This window comes from Pseudodesulfovibrio hydrargyri (assembly GCF_001874525.1).
In the GTDB taxonomy this organism is placed as follows: domain Bacteria; phylum Desulfobacterota; class Desulfovibrionia; order Desulfovibrionales; family Desulfovibrionaceae; genus Pseudodesulfovibrio; species Pseudodesulfovibrio hydrargyri.
Window position 1 is genome coordinate 664,447 of the sequence record NZ_LKAQ01000004.1, and the last position, 15,510, is coordinate 679,956.

Genomic DNA, 15,510 nt, shown 5'->3' on the forward strand with positions numbered 1-15,510 from the left:
TGCGTTTAAAATATACAGACAAGAAGTAATAAACTTCCTCGACACCTGATAGAAATTTTCACGCGCAAGGATAAATCACCGCTCCGTTGCTCAACCAAAATCCTCCCATGAACTTGGGGGATTTTTTCAACACTTACGGGAAGCGCTTTGGCACCCCCTTTGCTTGTTTGCCCCCGATCTCTCACCCCTCGTCCTTACCAAACTTTTGGACCGCTTCGCGGATGACGTGAACCTGAAAGAGTGCTTTCTTTCTCCACCGTCCCGAAACGCCGCGAAACCCACTCCACGCGTTCAGTCCGCCCCGCCGATCGCTGCCGCCTTCATCCGTAAATCTCGACGACTCGCCGACAGCCGGAATCCCGAGGCATTCCCCGGCCCATAAAACGATCGCCACGGGCCGTTATAATAATTGCCAGCAGCCCCCGGGGGCGTTGTCATAACAAGGAGGCGCATGGCAAACAGCGCCCACCCAGGACGATGCCGCGTTGTCCGGCGCGTCCGAGCCTTTGGCCCTGGAGGTCCGATGCCGCGTCCGTCTTCCATCTTGCTCATACTGGGCTGCCTGGCCCTGGCGGCGGTTTCGGGCTGTCCTTCGGAAGCGCCGGAAAAGGCGCGCAAGGAGGCGCCCCCGGCCAAGGCACGGACCCTGACCTTCAACGGCGGGCCGCGCGGCGGGACCTTCAACCATTTCGCCAACAAGATGGCGGCGGTCATTTCCGAGGACGTGCCCAACCTGGGCGTGCTGGCCAAGCAGTCAGGAGGGTCGGTATCCAATCTCCTGGCACTGTGCGCGGGCGAGGCGGACATGGCCATCGTCAATGCGGGCGACGCCTTTTTGGGCCGCGCCGGCAAGCTGCATTGCCCTGACAAGCGATACGCCAAGGTCCGGGCCCTGGCCTTTCTGTACGGGGCACCGGCCCAATTGGTGGTCCGCGCGGACTCGGACATCCGCGCGGTCCAGGATCTGCGGGGCAAGACCATTGCGGTGGGCAATCCAGGCTCGGGCGCGGCCCTGTCCGCGGAGCGCTTTTTCCGGCACCTCGAGCTGTGGACCCGATTCCGGCACTGGCCCGAGGGCTACGGCGAGGCGGCGGCCGATTTCGCGGCCGGCAAGGTGGACGGATTCTGGACCCTGGCGGGCTATCCCACGGCCGCGGTCATCGAGGCGGCGGCCTCGGTCCCGGTGCGCATCCTGGACCTGCACGAGGCGGCCACGGCGTCCGGCTTCTACCGGCTCTACCCCTTCTATTCGCACGCCACCATCCCGGCCGGGACCTATCCGGGCCAGACCGAGCCCGTGAACACCTTCCAGGACGCGGCCCTGTGGTGCGCCCGCCCCGGCCTGGACAACCGGACCGTGTACGACAGCCTGCGGGCCGTATTCACACCCAGGCGGCTCGAGGAGTTGCGCCGCATGCACGGCGCGGCCCGCAACATGGGCCTGAAGACCGGCATCGACAACCTGTCCATCCCCCTGCACCCCGGCGCGGTCCGCTTCTGGTCCGAACACCGGCTGGAGATCCCGGCCATTCTCATGCCGTAAGGCGATCCCCTTTTCACCCCGCACCAGTGCTGACAAGCCAACCCCCTGATTTGACTGGGCGCTCAACCAGCTGACCGCGAGTCCGCCACAACACGTTGCCGTGCAAGGATAAATACTGCTTGACTGGGATTGAAAAAGCTTCGTAACTATGAAAAATCTGTATTGCGGTCACACCAGTCTGTCGGGAGGTTGTCAGCCACGGGCCATGCCGGTCCGCGCACCACTTTTCCGCTCTTCAACGACTGGGCCATAACTGAATCAAGGGAGGCCTGATCATGGCATTGTTCACCAAGGAAGAAGCGCTCAACTACCACTCCAGCAAACGCAAGGGCAAGCTGGAGGTCATCTCCATCAAGCCGTGCAGGAACCAGAAGGACCTGTCCATGGCCTACAGCCCGGGCGTGGCTGAGGCCTGCCGCGCCATCCACGCGGACACGGAAAAGGTCTACGACTACACCAACAAGGGCAACCTGGTCGCGGTCGTGTCCAACGGCACCGCCGTGCTCGGCCTGGGCAACATCGGGCCCGAAGCGGGCAAGCCGGTCATGGAGGGCAAGGGCGTCCTGTTCAAGATCTTCTCCGACATCGACGTCTACGACCTGAACATCAATGCCAAGACCCCGGACGAGGTGGTCGCGTTCTGCAAGCTGCTGGAGCCCACCTTCGGCGGCATCAACCTCGAGGACATCAAGGCCCCCGAGTGCTTCGAGATCGAGACCCGGCTCAAGGCCGAAATGGGCATCCCGGTCTTCCACGACGACCAGCACGGCACGGCCATCATCTCGGCCGCCGGCATCATGAACGCACTCGAAATCTCGGGCAAGAAGATCGAGGAGATCAAGATCGTGGTCTCGGGCGCGGGCGCTGCGGCCATCGCCTGCTCCAACCTGTACGTGCACATGGGCGTCAAGCGCGAGAACATCTTCATGTTCGATTCGCGCGGCCTGATCCACGCCGGGCGCGAGGGGTTGAACGAGTTCAAGAAGGCCTACGCCCAGGCCGAGGACAAAGGCTCCCTGGCCGACTGCATGGTCGGGGCCGACATGTTCCTGGGGTTGTCCGTCAAGGACGCCATCAACCAGGACATGGTCAAGACCATGGCCGACAACGCCATCATCTTCGCCTGCGCCAACCCGGACCCGGAGATCACCTACGACGCGGTCAAGGAAGTGCGCCCGGACATCATCATGGGCACCGGCCGGTCCGACTTCCCCAACCAGGTCAACAACGTGCTCGGCTTTCCGTTCATCTTCCGGGGCGCGCTCGACTGCCGGGCCAAGACCATCAACGAGGAGATGAAGATCGCCGCCGCCGACGCCCTGGCCCGCCTGGCCAAGGAGCCGGTCTCCCAGGACATCTGCGACGCCTTCGGCGTGGACAAGCTCGAATACGGCATCGACTACATCATCCCCAAACCGCTGGACCCGCGCGTGCTCACCTGGCTGGCCCCGGCCGTGGCCAAGGCCGCCATGGACACCGGCGTGGCCCAGATCCAGCTGGACCTCGACCAGTACGCCAAGGACCTCGAAACCCGCATGGCCGCCTCCAAGGCCCGCACCAAGCTGGTGGTCGACTCCTTCGGGTACGACATCTAGCCGCCCCATCCATACACATAACACATAAAAAGGCCGGGCCATGCGCCCGGCCTTTTTCACGTCCCGAAGGAACGCCCGCCTTGATCAAGACCCGGCTTCGGGGGTAGGGGGAAATACAGGCGCGGAAGCCGGATTCGCCGCATCCGTCCGCCGAAGGCACGCAACCCGAAAGAGGAAAAATCGCATGGAACGGAAAGAAATTTTCAACATCATCCGGGAAGAACTCGCCGGGGAAGCGGCCTTGGAATGGGAGGCCATCTCCCCGGAGGCCGAGTTGGCCGGGGAACTCCTCACCGAATCCCTGGAGCGGTTCAAGTATCTGATGGTCTTGGAGGAAAGGTTCAACATCGAGGTCAAGGAAGAGGACGCCGAGGCATGGCGCACCATCAACGATGTTATCGACTACCTCGAACAGCATGTGCCCTAAACATGGTTTCGTCCGTTGCGCGGGGTGACGTTGTCGCCTATGCTCCCTGCCATGGACGAAACCACCCTCGACGAACTGCGTGCGCTGGCCGAAAGAAACGGCATCGACCCGGACCAACTGCTGGAGATCGCCGAAGCCGATGGGCTGCCCGAGGAGCTGAGCGCGGCTCTGGCCGACGTGCTCGGCGACCTGACGATTTTCGGCCAGGCCCTGGACGAAAAGGACGGATAACCGTGCCCAGGCTGTTCATCGGCATTGGATTACCGGGCGCTTACCGACAATCTCTCAATCCACTAATTAAGTCACTTTCCGGACTTACCGATGCCAGCGTAAACTGGTCCAGGCCCGACGCCTGGCACCTGACCCTGAAATTCCTGGGCGAGACGGACGAGGCGCGGATTCCGGCCGTAAAAGCGGCCCTGACCGCCGTGGATTTCACCGCGTTCACCCTGCGCGCCGGAGGCGCGGGCGCGTTCCCGGACGCGAGACGCCCCAAGGTCCTCTGGCTCGGTCTGGCCGAGGGCGGTGACCAGGCCGCGACCCTGGCCCGGTCCATCGAGGACGCGCTGGCCGCCGTCGGCATCCCCCGCGAAAAGAAACCCTTCCGCCCGCACCTGACCCTTGGCCGGGTACGCAAGCCCGCTCCCGGCGATTGGACCCCGGTCCTCGACTCGGCGGCCGCCCACAAATGGCCGTCTTTCACCGTCTCCCTCTTCACCTTCTGGCAGAGCGCCCTCGCACCCGAGGGAGCCATCCACACACCTCTGGCCGAGTTCGTCGCCAAATAATTAAACCATCACTTGAACAACAAGCACGCATCCCCACGAACGCGCGCCACTGCCGAAGGCACCCAAAAAGTTTAGGAAGGAAGAGGGGATGGGGGGCCGGGGGCACTCTTAAACGTCTATCTCAATGCCGATGGGGCAGTGGTCGGAGCCCGGGACGTCGGGTTCGATCCAGGCGCGGGCGACCTTGTCCTTGAGTTCCTCGGACACGAAGAAGTAGTCGATGCGCCACCCGGCGTTGTTCTTGCGGGCGTTGAAGCGGTAGGACCACCAGGAGTAGTGGTGCGGCCCGTCCTCGAACAGGCGGAAGGTGTCCACATAGCCGTGCTCGATGAACTTGTCGATCCAGGCGCGTTCCACGGGCAGGAACCCGGACCGTTCGCTGTTGGCCTTGGGGTTCTTGAGGTCGATTTCCTTGTGCGCGGTGTTAAAATCGCCGCCGACCACGATGGGCTTGGTCTTGCGCAGCTCCTCGGCGTATTCCAGGAAGCTGTCGTAGAAGCCCATCTTGAAATCGAGGCGCTCGTCCGACATCTGGCCGTTGGGGAAATAGATGTTGAACAGGTGGAAGTCCGGGTATTCGAGATGCAGCACCCGGCCCTCGTCGCGGAAGCGCTCGTCGGGCAGGCCGGTGTCCCAGGACAGCGGCTCGGGATTGGCGAAGCAGGCCACGCCGGAATAGCCCTTCTTTTTCCTGGACCAGTTCCAGTAGTGGTTGGAATAGGAGTCCGGTTCGCGGTCGTCCGGGTCCAACTGGTCCGGCTCGACCTTGGTCTCCTGCAGCATGACCACGTCGCCGCCGCAGCCGTCCAGCCAGTCGCGGAAATCCTTCTTGAGCACGGCCCGGTAGCCGTTGATGTTCCAGGAATAGATGATCATGGCGTCTCCAAAGTCGGGATTGGAAGCCGCTGCGCGGCGTTGTCGGGTGATTTCGCCTCCGGCGGGCAAGGGTTCGCACCCTTGCATCCCTCTTTGGCGCCTTCGGCGCGGGGAGGCCCCAAAAAACGAAGGGGAACCGGTTTTGCCGATTCCCCTCATGCCGCGTGCGCGGCGAAAACTAGCGCTCGTTCGGGGTGCTGACCTTGATCATGACCAGCGAGGCGATGGTCAGGAACAGCCCCAGGAAAAACCAGAAATACCCTATCATACTCGCATCCTCCACGTATTTAAGCGGTTGTGTTCATGCACATACCAGAATCCTCTGCGGATGAAAAGCAGCGGCGGCCCGGAGAGTTCCCCGGGCCGCCTGTTTTCGTTCTTGCGGGGACCGGCTAGGGCTCGATGGTCGAGCCGAGCACCTTGAGGAAGGCGCGCATCCACTCGGGGTGGGCGGGCCAAGCCGGGGCGGTGACGATGTTGCCGTCCGCGCAGGCGTTGGAGGCCGTGGCGTTGACCTCGCACCAGGTGCCGCCCGCGCCGTCGATGTCCGGCTTGACCGCCGGGTAGGCGGTGCAGGTCTTGCCCTTGATCACGTCAGCGGCGGTCAGAATCTGCGGGCCGTGGCAGATGGCCGCGATGGGCTTGCCCGCGTCCGCGAAGTGCCGCACGCACTTGATGATGTCCGGGTTGAGGCGCAGGTACTCCGGGGCGCGGCCGCCGGGGATGACCAGGGCGTCGTAGTCCTCGGCCTTGATCTCCTCGAAGGTGGTGGTCACGCCGAAGTTGTGGCCCGGTTTTTCGGAGTAGGTCTGGTGTCCCTCGAAGTCGTGCACGGCGGTGGCCACGGTCTCGCCCGCCTTCTTGCCCGGGCAGACGGTGTGCACCGTGTGGCCGACCATCAGCAGAATCTGAAAGGGAACCATGGCCTCGTAGTCTTCCACGAAGTCGCCGACGAGCATCAGTATTTTCTTGGCTGCCATTTTGCTTCCTCCAAGGTAGAGTTTTTACAGGTTTTGAAAGCATAGCCCCACCCTGTTTTTTGTCAACTCGGTTCCGTGACAATCCGGCCCCCTTGCCGTAGAACCGGCGCATGGAACGATTGGACGCCGTGATACTCGGAGCCGGGGCCTCGGGCCTGTGGTGCGCCATGACCGCCGGGGCGCGCGGCCGCCGGGTGGTGGTCATCGACCACGGGGTGAAGACCGCGCGCAAGGTGCGCGTGTCCGGCGGCGGCATGTGCAACTTCACCAACCTGGACGCCTCGCCCGGGCACTACCTGTGCGCCAACCCGCATTTCGTGAAATCCGCCCTGGCCCGGCTCTCGCCGTGGGACGTGGTCGGCTTCCTGGGCGAGCACGGCATCACCTATGAGGAGCGCGACCACGGCCAGCTCTTCACCCTGGAGGGTGCGGGCCGCGTGGCCGGGGCATTGGTCGAACGCTGCCAGCGGGCGGGCGTGGAAATCCTGACCGGCTGCGAGATCGACACGGTGTCCGGCAACGGGCCGTTCACCGTGGAGGCGGGCGGCCAAAGGCTCATCGCCGACAAGCTGGTCCTGGCGCTGGGCGGGCCGTCCTGGCCGCAGGTCGGGGCCACGGACCTCGGCTTCCGGCTGGCCGAACAGTTCGGGCTCGCGCTCACCGCCACCCGGCCCGGCCTGGTGCCCCTGGTTTTCCCGAAGAAGCGGCAACCCATGTGCGTGGAGATGGCGGGCAACGCCCTGCCCGCCACAGTCGAAACCGAAGGCGCGCGCTTCACCGATCCCCTGCTCTTCACCCACCGGGGCATATCCGGCCCGGCCGTGCTCCAGGCGTCGAGCTACTGGCGCGAAAACCGGCCCGTGACCATTGATTTCCTGCCCGGCCAACGGCTGGAAGCCATCATCGAGGAACACCGCTCCTCCAACCAGCAGCTACGCAATCTGCTGGCCCGCATCCTGCCAAAGCGGCTGCCGCCCCTGCTCCTGGACGCGCCCCTGGCCGACACCCCGGTCAGCCAGCTGTCCAAGGCCCAGATCGAGGCGGCCTGCGAGGCCATCCACCGCTTCACCATCACCCCGTCCGGCACCGAGGGCTACGCCAAGGCCGAGGTCACGGTGGGCGGCGTGGACACGGCCCGCATCTCCTCCAAGACCATGGAGGCCCGCGACGTGCCGGGGTTGTTTGTGATCGGGGAAACGCTGGACGTGACCGGCCACCTGGGCGGCTTCAATCTGCATTGGGCGTTCGCGTCGGGACAGGCTTGCGGGGCCGACCTCTAGGCTTGCCGCCCAAAACCGTAAATCGGGACAGGCCTACCAGCGCATCAAAACAAGGGCCTTGACCGACACGTTGTCGATCAAGGCCCTTTTCTCAAGTGGACGATTTGAGTGAGATCGGTTTAACTTGCCGCTAATACGAAATAGTTACAGCGGAAGAAACCCTTTTCGCCTTCTCCACGGCACTCTCGACATCGTCGGCAAGGGCCAGGGCGACGCCAAGACGGCGGACTCCGGCGCATTCGCCTTTTCCGAAGATCAGGACCTTTGTATCCGCCTCGCGAAGGGCGACATCAACGCCGTCAAAGGCGGGCTTGTCCGATGTGCCGTTGGATAAAATCACGCTCGAAGCGGCGGGTCCGTATTGGCGGATGCCCGGAATCGGCAAGCCCAAAACGGCTCTCACATGCAGGGCGAATTCGCTTAAATCCTGAGAGATGACCGTCACCAATCCGGTATCGTGGGGGCGGGGGGACACTTCGCTGAAGATCACATCATCGTCTTTGACAAAGAGTTCGACCCCGAAAAGGCCGCGCCCGCCCAGGGCGTCCGTGATCCTGCGCGCATATTCCTGCGCTTTTGCCAGGGCCGCCTCACTCATGGGTTGCGGCTGCCAGGATTCCCGGTAATCCCCGTTTTCCTGCCGGTGCCCGATCGGCTCGCAAAACGTCGTTCCATCGACGTGGCGCACGGTTAGGAGGGTGATCTCGTAGTCAAAAGGGACAAATTTTTCGATAATGATGCGCCCTTCGCCGGTACGGCCGCCGGACTGGGAATAGTCCCAGGCCTTTTGGATATCGGCCTCGCTTTTCACCGTGGATTGCCCTTTTCCGGAAGAGCTCATGACCGGCTTGATCACGCAGGGGATACCGATTTCAGCCACCGCCGTCCGGTATTCCTCTTCCGTGTCGGCGAAGCGGTACGGCGAGGTGGTCAGGCCGACCTTTTCGGCGGCAAGACGGCGAATGCCTTCGCGATCCATGGTCAGCTTGGTCGCATTGGCGGTAGGGACGACATTGAAGCCCTCTTTTTCCAGCTCGACCAAAGTGGACGTGGCAATGGCCTCGATCTCGGGCACGATATAGTCCGGCTTCTCGTCCGTAATAACCCGGCGGAGCGCGTCGCCATCCAACATGGACATGGTATACGAGCGGTGCGCCACCTGCATGGCGGGGGTATCCTCATAGCGATCAACCACAACAGTCTCGATGCCGAGACGCTGCGCCTCAATCACCACTTCCTTACCGAGTTCGCCGCCGCCAAGCAGCATCATCTTCTTTGCCGACGCGGTCTTGGCCGTTCCTAACAGTGTCATATTCAATCCCTTTGAATCGATTAAAATCAGGCGTTGCACAAAGAACGCTCTATGCCAAATTTCCCCCCAAATGACATATCTCCATGATTATCGCCAACCTGAGCGCAGCATATGAAGCAGCTTGCATTTTAGCCCTCTTGTCCTTTCCTCTGTCACGAAGCCAGCCTTATGGATGAGTGAAAATGGCTGATACCAGACCCGTTGAACCAACAGCCGTTATAACGTTAAGGAGTGAAATTTTCGTTAGATCGAAATCCATACCATCCCGCAGGTTGGCTAGTCCAAAAAGAGAACTGTATCAGGATGAGGATTCAATTTCAGCAGGATGATATCGTAGAACCAGCCCACCAAGAAGAAGACAAACGCCCAGCCCAAGATGATCCATGGGATATACCACTGAAGATTGGCATCGAAGCCGTAGACAGCGATAAGCATCCCGATTCCACCAAGAAGCATAAGTCCCGCGAACAGCCTGAGAACCCATTGAAGGATGCCGCGCAAGAACATCATAGGGAAGAAGAGCATGGACTTGAGAAAAGTAATCATGGGACCGCCAGTGTGTTGTCAGTTCATCATTTCAAAAGCATCAACAGCCTCATACTCAACATGAGTAGTGTAAGCAAGATAACCCTTGAGGCTGGTACTGGACACGGGCACAAAGAGGTTCGTCGATTTTAGCCTAGATATTTAATACAACTGGTTATGATCTTTCGACAATGATGGCCCTTTCTCTCCGCCGCCCCCCCCAAAAAAACAACCCGCGATTTGCGCAAGGAAAACGCCGCACCATGATTCGATCATGGCACGGCGTTTCTCGTTTTTCTTGCGCAAATCGCAAACCGGCACGGCGAGGGGCGTTCGCACGCACTTCGCCGAAGGCGACATGGGGGTCCAGGGGGCCTTGCTCCCTGGCGGGTGCAGGGCAGCGCCCTGCCCGTCGGAGACGCCCTGCGGCGAGCAGCCGCCGGAGGCATCACAATCCAATCACACGCCTACTTGCTGGCCTTCGCCCAGAAATCCGGCCACTGCTCCAGCAGTTTTTTCATGGCCTTGCCCCGGTGGGATTTGCCGTTCTTCACTTTCGGGTCCAGCTCGGCCACGTGCATGCCCAGTTCGGGGTCGATGACGATGACGTCGTAGCCGAAGCCGCCCTTGCCCTTGTAGCCGTGGCCGACCGTGATCTCATAGGAGCCGTCGGCGGTGATCTCCGCGCCGTTGGGGGCGGAGGCGGCCATGACGCAACGGTAGCGGCCGGTGCGCTTGTCCTCGGGCACGTCCTTCATCTCGGCGAGCATCTTCTCGTTGTTGTCGCGGTCGTCGTGCTGCTCGCCCGCGTAGCGCGCGGAGTAGACGCCGGGGCGGCCGCCCAGGGCGTCGATCTCGATGCCCGAATCGTCGGCCACGGCCACCAGGCCGGTCAGTTCGGCCACGGTGCGCGCCTTGATGAAGGCGTTGTCCAGAAAGGTCTCGCCGGTCTCGGGAATGTCGCCGATCTCCGGGAATTCGGCCAGGCTCTTCACGGCCACGCCAAAGGGCTCGAGCATGACCGAAAGCTCCCTGATCTTGCCCTGGTTGTTGGTCGCCAGAACGATGGTGTCCATTGGATATGTCCCCCTGCGGTGGTTTGTTTCAGGGGGAAGAACCTACGCGGAGTCGTCCGAATCTTCAACCGCCAGAATGGGCGGCAGGTAGAGGGTCACCTTGGTGCCGACTCCCTGCATGGAGACCAGGTCCACCCGGCCGCCCAGCTCGCCCACGATCTTGTGGATATGGGCCAGGCCGAGGCCGACCCCCTTGTCCTTGGTGGAGAAGAACGGGCTGAATATCTTGTCGCGGATGTCCAGGGGGATGCCCTCGCCGGTGTCCTCCACGGCGAGCATGGCCATGTCCTGGTTCATGGAGGTGGTCACGAATATCTTGCCGCCGCCCGAGTCCATGGCCTCCAGGGCGTTCTTGACCAGGTTGATGAGGCACTGCTTGATCAGGTCCGGGTTGGCGTGGACCTTGGCCATGCCGTCGTCCAGGGAGATGTGCGCGGCCACGTTCTGGTTGGAGCACGGCAACTGCATGACGTTCATGGTCGCCAGGACCACCTCGTTCAGGTCCACTTCGGCCACCTGGGCCTCGGTGGGCCGGGTGAAGTTGAGCAGGCTGCGCAGGACCTCGTCCAGCCGCCGGGATTCGTCCAGGATGATGGCCAGCTTCTCGCGCGCCTTGATGCCCACGTCCTTGTCGCGCATGAGCGAATTGGCGAAGCCGCTGATGGAGAAGAGCGGGTTGCGGATCTCGTGGGCCATGTAGGTGGACAGCTCGCCGATGGAGGCCAGCCGTTCGGCCTGCTGCAGCCGGTTCTCCATGGCCCTGCGCTGGGTGATGTCCCGGCGCACGGCCACCACGTGGTTGACCGCGCCGTCCTCGTCCGCCACCGGGCTGGTGTAGACCCGGTAGTACTGGACCCGCCCGTCCGAATCCACCAGGCTGGTGGTCGCCTCGGCCTGGGCGCGGGTGCGCATGGTCTTAACAAAGGGGTCGTCCCACTCCTCGCACTCCCCTTCCCCGGACCGGGTGAAGATGTCGCAGTAATGCCTGCCCATCAGGACCCGCTTGGGCAGACCCGAGCGGTTCAGCACGGCCTGGTTCATGCCCACCACCAGCCCGTCCCGGTCCAGGAACAGGATTTCCTGGTCCATCTGGTCGATGATGGTCTTGAGCATGGTCTGGGTGTGCAGCAGGTCCACCTTGCAGGCCACCCACATCTGATTGGAGGCCAGGAGGTTGATGAAGAATTTGGCCGCGCCGCGCTCCACCAGGGTGACGGACGGCGGCAGGTACTTGCGCAGCTCGTAGATCAGGCCCGGGCGGCCCGTGGCCTCGATGACCATGTTGATCTCGGGGTGCTTCTCGAGCATGGTCTTGTAGCCCGCGTAGGTGGGAATGATGCGGCCCGTGTCCGTGGCCTGGGGCAGCACGCTCTCGCCCGGCAGGGCAACGGCCACCACGCCGATCTCCCGGAGGGTCTCGTCGTTGCTCTGGTCCTTGAACATCTCCCAGAGGGCGAGCAGGGCGGGAATGTCGCCAATAACCCCGATAATGTATCGTTTATTGTCCACGACTGATCCTTCGATCATTTGACCTTCCTCCCCTTCCTGTGCTCATGTGGCGAGCCCGGCTGGACTTTCCACCAGTACGAGACTACCCCATTCAGGAAACGTTATCAAAGGAAATGACATGGCGAAACCCTCAGCCACTCCCGTGCGAACATACACCGTCAGCCTGGGCTGCCCCAAGAACCGGGTGGACACCGAACGGCTGCTCGGCGCGCTCGGATCGAACATGGTCCCGGCGGACTCCGTGGACGGCTCGGACCTGGTGCTGGTCAACACCTGCGGCTTCATCCAGCCCGCCATCGAGGAGTCCATCGGCACCATCCTGGACGTGGTCGGCGAGGCCTCCGATGTCGCCACGGAAACCGGGCGCAAGCCGGTGGTCTGCGTGGCCGGATGCCTGGTTTCGCGCTACGGCCAGGACCTCATGAGCGGCCTGCCCGAGGTGGACCTGTGGCTGAACACCGAGCAGATCGGGCTGTGGCCCGCCATGGCCGCCGAGGCCCTGGCCCTGAACCTCCCGGGCGATACCCCGCGCAACCTGTCCACCGGCCCGTCCTACGCCTTTCTCAAGGTCTCGGAGGGGTGCTCGCACAACTGCCGGTTCTGCACCATCCCGTCCATACGCGGCCCGCACAAGAGCTGGCCCGTGGATTTCCTCCTGGACGAGGCCCGGCTTCTGGCCGATCAGGTGTCCGAGATCATCGTGGTCGGCCAGGACTCCACGGCCTACGGCTCGGACCTCGGCCAGGGCAACGACCTGCCCGCCCTGATCAAGGGACTGGCCGCCATCCCGAGCCTGCAATGGCTGCGCATCATGTACCTCTACCCGGCGGGGCTGACCGAGTCCCTGCTCGGCCTGCTGCGCGACACGGGCGCGCCTTTCCTGCCCTATTTCGACATCCCCCTGCAGCACGCCCACCCGGACGTGCTCGCCTCCATGGGCCGCCCGTTCGCCCGCGACCCGGACAAGGTCGTGGACCGGGTGCGGTCCTTCTTCCCGGACGCGGCCCTGCGGACCACCTTCATCGTCGGCTATCCCGGTGAGACGGACGCCCACTTCGAAGCGCTCATGGACTTCGTGCGCCGCACCCGGTTCCACCACCTCGGAGTCTTCCCCTACTGGGCCGAGGAGGGCACCCCGGCCGCGGCCATGGACAACCAGGTCCCGGACGAGATCAAGCTTGAGCGCAAAGACCGGCTTATGGAGCTCCAGGCCGGGATCAGCGCCGAGATTCTGGAAGGGTACGTGGGCGAGACCGTGCCCGTGGTCATCGAGCGGGAGTCGGACGAATGGCCCGGCCTGTACGTGGGCCGCGCCTGGTTCCAGGCCCCGGAAGTGGACGGGGTGACCTATGTCGGCGCTCCGCCCGACACCCGGCTGAAATTGGGGGACATCCTCGACGTGGAAATCGAGAAGGCGGACACGTACGACCTTTCAGGTCTCGTGTAGACCTTCTGCGGAAAGCGAAGAGAAGAGATGAAGAGATAAGGAAGGCCGCCCCTTGGGGCGGCTTTTTTCGTGGGATAAAATGCGCGGCTGCGCCGCTTGAGAGCCGCTGTGCGGGGCTAAAGCCCCAGCACTTGCTCCATGCCCTCCCGGCGGGGTCCATTTTTTTGCTGGCCCAAAAAAATAGACGAAAAAATGGGCCTTGGAGTGTGGGGCGGCCGCCCGGAGAACGAAAGGCAAGAAGCTGATCCGCTCGGGGCGGCTCCCGAATCGAGGCTCGCTGCGCTCGCGGCGATTCGAAGAGCCGCCGCCCCTCGCGGTCAGCTTCTAACCTTTCGTTCAAGGGCTAAGTCGGTGCGAGGAAGAGTGACGGCGGGACGCGGGAGTGTGTACCTCGACGCGGGGCTGTGAGAGTCGCTGTCGGACGCAAGCGTCCGAGTCGCTCCATGACGCCATATGGAGTTCCTGCCGTTCCTTACGCCATGCCGAACGCGGCAGTGCGATTCTAACAGACGGAGGGTTGCAATCGGAAGCGGACCCTAGAGCCCGTCTCAGGCGGCGAAGCGTCGGCTGGATCGCGTCTGCGCGGCAGACAATCGATCCGGCCAGCGAAAGCCGCCTACGGACTCTTGGGTCCGCTTCCGCCGCACTAGCACCACAGCGCAGTTTTTGCTTCCTTTTTTCTGCGCCAGCAAAAAAGGAAGTCGCCGTAAAGGCGAAATCCATAAATATGGCGGACAGCCGATAGTCCGGACGCGGATGCGCGGCCATTCCCCAGTGCTACTCCCCTCCCCCAAAACAAAAGGGCCGGGAAAGCACTCGCTCTCCCGGCCCATGTCGTCTTGAAAACACCACGCCTGTTAAGGCGTAACCACCTCCAGCCCCCCCATGTAGGGACGCAACACCTCGGGAATCACCAGGGAGCCGTCGGCCTGCTGGTAGTTTTCGAGCACGGCCACCAGGCAGCGGCCCACGGCCAGGCCGGAGCCGTTCAGGGTGTGGGGGTAGAGCTTCTTCTTGGAGTCCCTGGGCTGGAACCGGATGTTGGCCCGGCGCGCCTGGAAGTCCTCGCAGTTGGAGCAGGAGGAAATCTCGCGGTACTTGCCCTGGCCGGGCAGCCAGACCTCGATGTCGTAGGTCTTGGCCGCGGAAAAACCCATGTCGCCGGTGCACAGGGCGATGGTCCGGTAGTGCAGGTTAAGCAGCTCCAGGATGCGTTCGGCCGAGCGGGTCATGTCCTCCAGCGCCTCGTAGGAGTGATCGGGATGGGCGAAGTTGACCATCTCCACCTTGTAGAACTGGTGCTGGCGGATGAGCCCCTTGGTGTCCTTGCCGTAGGAACCGGCCTCGGACCGGAAGCACGGGGTCTGGGCGCAGAACTTGACCGGCAGCTTCTCCTCGGGGATGACCTCGTCGGCGTAGATGTTGGTCAAGGGCACTTCGGCCGTGGGGATGAGGTAGAATTCGCGCTCGTCGGTCAGCTTGAACAGGTCCTCCTCGAACTTGGGCAGCTGGCCCGTGCCGGTCATGGTCTTCTTGTTGACGATGAACGGGGGCAGGACCTCGGTGTAGCCGTGGCTGCCGGTCTGGGTGTCGAGCATGAACTGGGCCAGGGCGCGCTCAAGCCTCGCGCACCAGCCGAAGCTGATGGAGAACCGGGCCCCGGCCAGCTTGGCCGCGCACTCGAAGTCCAGGCCGCCGAGCGCGGTGCCGATCTCCCAGTGCTCCTTGGGCGTAAAATCCAGGACCGGCTTCTCGCCCCAGTAGCGCAGGACCGGGTTGTCCTCCTCGCCCGCGCCCTCGGGCACGGACTCGTGCGGGATGTTGGGCACGGCCATCATCCAGTCCTGTTCGGCCTTCTCCACCTCGGCCAGTTCGCGGTCGAGCTCCTTGGTCCGCTCGGCCACCCTGCCCATTTTTTCGAGCAGGTCCGAGGCGTCCTCGCCCGCCTTCTTGCGCTTGGCGATCTCCGGGCCCACGGCGTTCTTCTCGGCCTTGAGGGACTCCACCTCGCCGATGAGCCGCTTGCGCCGCTCGTCCAGTTCGGTGAATTCGGCCACGTCGATTTTCGAGTGGCGTTTCTCGAGGCTCCGCCGGACCAGGTCCGGATTCTTCTGCATCAGTTTGAGATCAAGCATGACTAAAATATCTCCTC

Annotated in this window: 14 protein-coding genes; 7 read left to right on the forward strand and 7 right to left on the reverse strand. The window is 62.9% G+C overall.

Going from position 1 to position 15,510, the window contains the following annotated elements:
- The first annotated feature begins 523 nt into the window (after nucleotides 1-523).
- From BerOc1_RS07530 to thpR, 5 genes are all read left to right on the forward strand, one after another.
- On the forward strand, nucleotides 524-1,543 hold the full coding sequence (locus BerOc1_RS07530) for a TAXI family TRAP transporter solute-binding subunit (protein WP_071545102.1): 1,020 nt from the start codon (nucleotides 524-526) through the stop codon (nucleotides 1,541-1,543).
- A gap of 275 nt (nucleotides 1,544-1,818) precedes the next feature.
- A complete protein-coding gene (locus BerOc1_RS07535; RefSeq protein ID WP_071545103.1) occupies nucleotides 1,819-3,138 on the forward strand; it encodes a malic enzyme-like NAD(P)-binding protein in 1,320 nt (439 codons plus the stop codon).
- Between the two features lie 184 nt (nucleotides 3,139-3,322).
- Complete coding sequence (locus BerOc1_RS19070; protein ID WP_071545104.1) at nucleotides 3,323-3,565, forward strand: acyl carrier protein; 243 nt, start codon at nucleotides 3,323-3,325, stop codon at nucleotides 3,563-3,565.
- Nucleotides 3,566-3,616: 51 nt separating this feature from the next.
- The gene (locus tag BerOc1_RS19075) at nucleotides 3,617-3,796 is read left to right on the forward strand and encodes a type II toxin-antitoxin system HipA family toxin (protein ID WP_165610799.1); all 180 of its coding nucleotides are present in this window, start codon (nucleotides 3,617-3,619) and stop codon (nucleotides 3,794-3,796) included.
- A 2-nt stretch (nucleotides 3,797-3,798) separates the two neighbouring features.
- Nucleotides 3,799-4,353, forward strand: coding sequence for an RNA 2',3'-cyclic phosphodiesterase (gene thpR, locus BerOc1_RS07550; RefSeq protein WP_071545106.1), 555 nt, complete (start codon nucleotides 3,799-3,801; stop codon nucleotides 4,351-4,353).
- Nucleotides 4,354-4,461: 108 nt separating this feature from the next.
- Here the strand turns inward: thpR and BerOc1_RS07555 are convergent, their stop codons facing one another.
- Nucleotides 4,462-5,229, reverse strand: coding sequence for an exodeoxyribonuclease III (locus BerOc1_RS07555; protein WP_071545107.1), 768 nt, complete (start codon nucleotides 5,227-5,229; stop codon nucleotides 4,462-4,464).
- Nucleotides 5,230-5,621: 392 nt separating this feature from the next.
- Nucleotides 5,622-6,209 carry a DJ-1/PfpI family protein gene (locus BerOc1_RS07560; protein WP_071545108.1) on the reverse strand — a complete coding sequence of 196 codons (588 nt, stop codon included), beginning with the start codon at nucleotides 6,207-6,209 and terminating at the stop codon, nucleotides 5,622-5,624.
- 110 nt (nucleotides 6,210-6,319) lie between these two features.
- Here BerOc1_RS07560 and BerOc1_RS07565 point away from each other — a divergent pair, with 110 nt between their 5' ends.
- A complete protein-coding gene (locus tag BerOc1_RS07565; protein ID WP_071545109.1) occupies nucleotides 6,320-7,489 on the forward strand; it encodes a BaiN/RdsA family NAD(P)/FAD-dependent oxidoreductase in 1,170 nt (389 codons plus the stop codon).
- A gap of 130 nt (nucleotides 7,490-7,619) precedes the next feature.
- Here BerOc1_RS07565 and purT read toward each other — a convergent pair whose 3' ends face one another.
- The 4 genes from purT to BerOc1_RS07585 form a co-directional block, all read right to left on the reverse strand.
- Complete coding sequence (purT, locus tag BerOc1_RS07570; RefSeq protein ID WP_071545110.1) at nucleotides 7,620-8,801, reverse strand: formate-dependent phosphoribosylglycinamide formyltransferase; 1,182 nt, start codon at nucleotides 8,799-8,801, stop codon at nucleotides 7,620-7,622.
- Nucleotides 8,802-9,077: 276 nt separating this feature from the next.
- Nucleotides 9,078-9,347 carry a hypothetical protein gene (locus tag BerOc1_RS07575; RefSeq protein ID WP_071545111.1) on the reverse strand — a complete coding sequence of 90 codons (270 nt, stop codon included), beginning with the start codon at nucleotides 9,345-9,347 and terminating at the stop codon, nucleotides 9,078-9,080.
- 446 nt (nucleotides 9,348-9,793) lie between these two features.
- A complete protein-coding gene (gene rdgB, locus BerOc1_RS07580) occupies nucleotides 9,794-10,402 on the reverse strand; it encodes an RdgB/HAM1 family non-canonical purine NTP pyrophosphatase (RefSeq protein WP_071545112.1) in 609 nt (202 codons plus the stop codon).
- A gap of 42 nt (nucleotides 10,403-10,444) precedes the next feature.
- Nucleotides 10,445-11,929 (reverse strand): two-component system sensor histidine kinase NtrB, encoded by a 1,485-nt coding sequence (locus BerOc1_RS07585; protein ID WP_071545113.1) that lies wholly within the window; start codon nucleotides 11,927-11,929, stop codon nucleotides 10,445-10,447.
- Between the two features lie 100 nt (nucleotides 11,930-12,029).
- Between BerOc1_RS07585 and rimO the strand changes: the two genes are divergently transcribed.
- Nucleotides 12,030-13,358 carry a 30S ribosomal protein S12 methylthiotransferase RimO gene (rimO, locus tag BerOc1_RS07590; RefSeq protein WP_071545114.1) on the forward strand — a complete coding sequence of 443 codons (1,329 nt, stop codon included), beginning with the start codon at nucleotides 12,030-12,032 and terminating at the stop codon, nucleotides 13,356-13,358.
- An 857-nt stretch (nucleotides 13,359-14,215) separates the two neighbouring features.
- Here the strand turns inward: rimO and serS are convergent.
- Nucleotides 14,216-15,493, reverse strand: a complete 1,278-nt coding sequence (serS, locus tag BerOc1_RS07595) for a serine--tRNA ligase (protein ID WP_071545115.1) — start codon at nucleotides 15,491-15,493, stop codon at nucleotides 14,216-14,218.
- Nucleotides 15,494-15,510: the final 17 nt, after the last annotated feature.

What these genes read in the sequence shown, in the direction of transcription:
- BerOc1_RS07535 (WP_071545103.1), top strand. Translation starts at nt 1,819, where the DNA reads ATGGCATTGTTCACCAAGGAAGAAGCGCTCAACTACCACTCCAGCAAA.
- BerOc1_RS07555 (WP_071545107.1), bottom strand. Translation starts at nt 5,229, where the DNA reads ATGATCATCTATTCCTGGAACATCAACGGCTACCGGGCCGTGCTCAAG.
- BerOc1_RS19075 (WP_165610799.1), top strand. Translation starts at nt 3,617, where the DNA reads ATGGACGAAACCACCCTCGACGAACTGCGTGCGCTGGCCGAAAGAAAC.
- rimO (WP_071545114.1), top strand. Translation starts at nt 12,030, where the DNA reads ATGGCGAAACCCTCAGCCACTCCCGTGCGAACATACACCGTCAGCCTG.
- serS (WP_071545115.1), bottom strand. Translation starts at nt 15,493, where the DNA reads ATGCTTGATCTCAAACTGATGCAGAAGAATCCGGACCTGGTCCGGCGG.
- BerOc1_RS19070 (WP_071545104.1), top strand. Translation starts at nt 3,323, where the DNA reads ATGGAACGGAAAGAAATTTTCAACATCATCCGGGAAGAACTCGCCGGG.
- BerOc1_RS07560 (WP_071545108.1), bottom strand. Translation starts at nt 6,209, where the DNA reads ATGGCAGCCAAGAAAATACTGATGCTCGTCGGCGACTTCGTGGAAGAC.
- rdgB (WP_071545112.1), bottom strand. Translation starts at nt 10,402, where the DNA reads ATGGACACCATCGTTCTGGCGACCAACAACCAGGGCAAGATCAGGGAG.
- BerOc1_RS07575 (WP_071545111.1), bottom strand. Translation starts at nt 9,347, where the DNA reads ATGATTACTTTTCTCAAGTCCATGCTCTTCTTCCCTATGATGTTCTTG.
- BerOc1_RS07565 (WP_071545109.1), top strand. Translation starts at nt 6,320, where the DNA reads ATGGAACGATTGGACGCCGTGATACTCGGAGCCGGGGCCTCGGGCCTG.
- purT (WP_071545110.1), bottom strand. Translation starts at nt 8,801, where the DNA reads ATGACACTGTTAGGAACGGCCAAGACCGCGTCGGCAAAGAAGATGATG.
- BerOc1_RS07585 (WP_071545113.1), bottom strand. Translation starts at nt 11,929, where the DNA reads ATGATCGAAGGATCAGTCGTGGACAATAAACGATACATTATCGGGGTT.
- BerOc1_RS07530 (WP_071545102.1), top strand. Translation starts at nt 524, where the DNA reads ATGCCGCGTCCGTCTTCCATCTTGCTCATACTGGGCTGCCTGGCCCTG.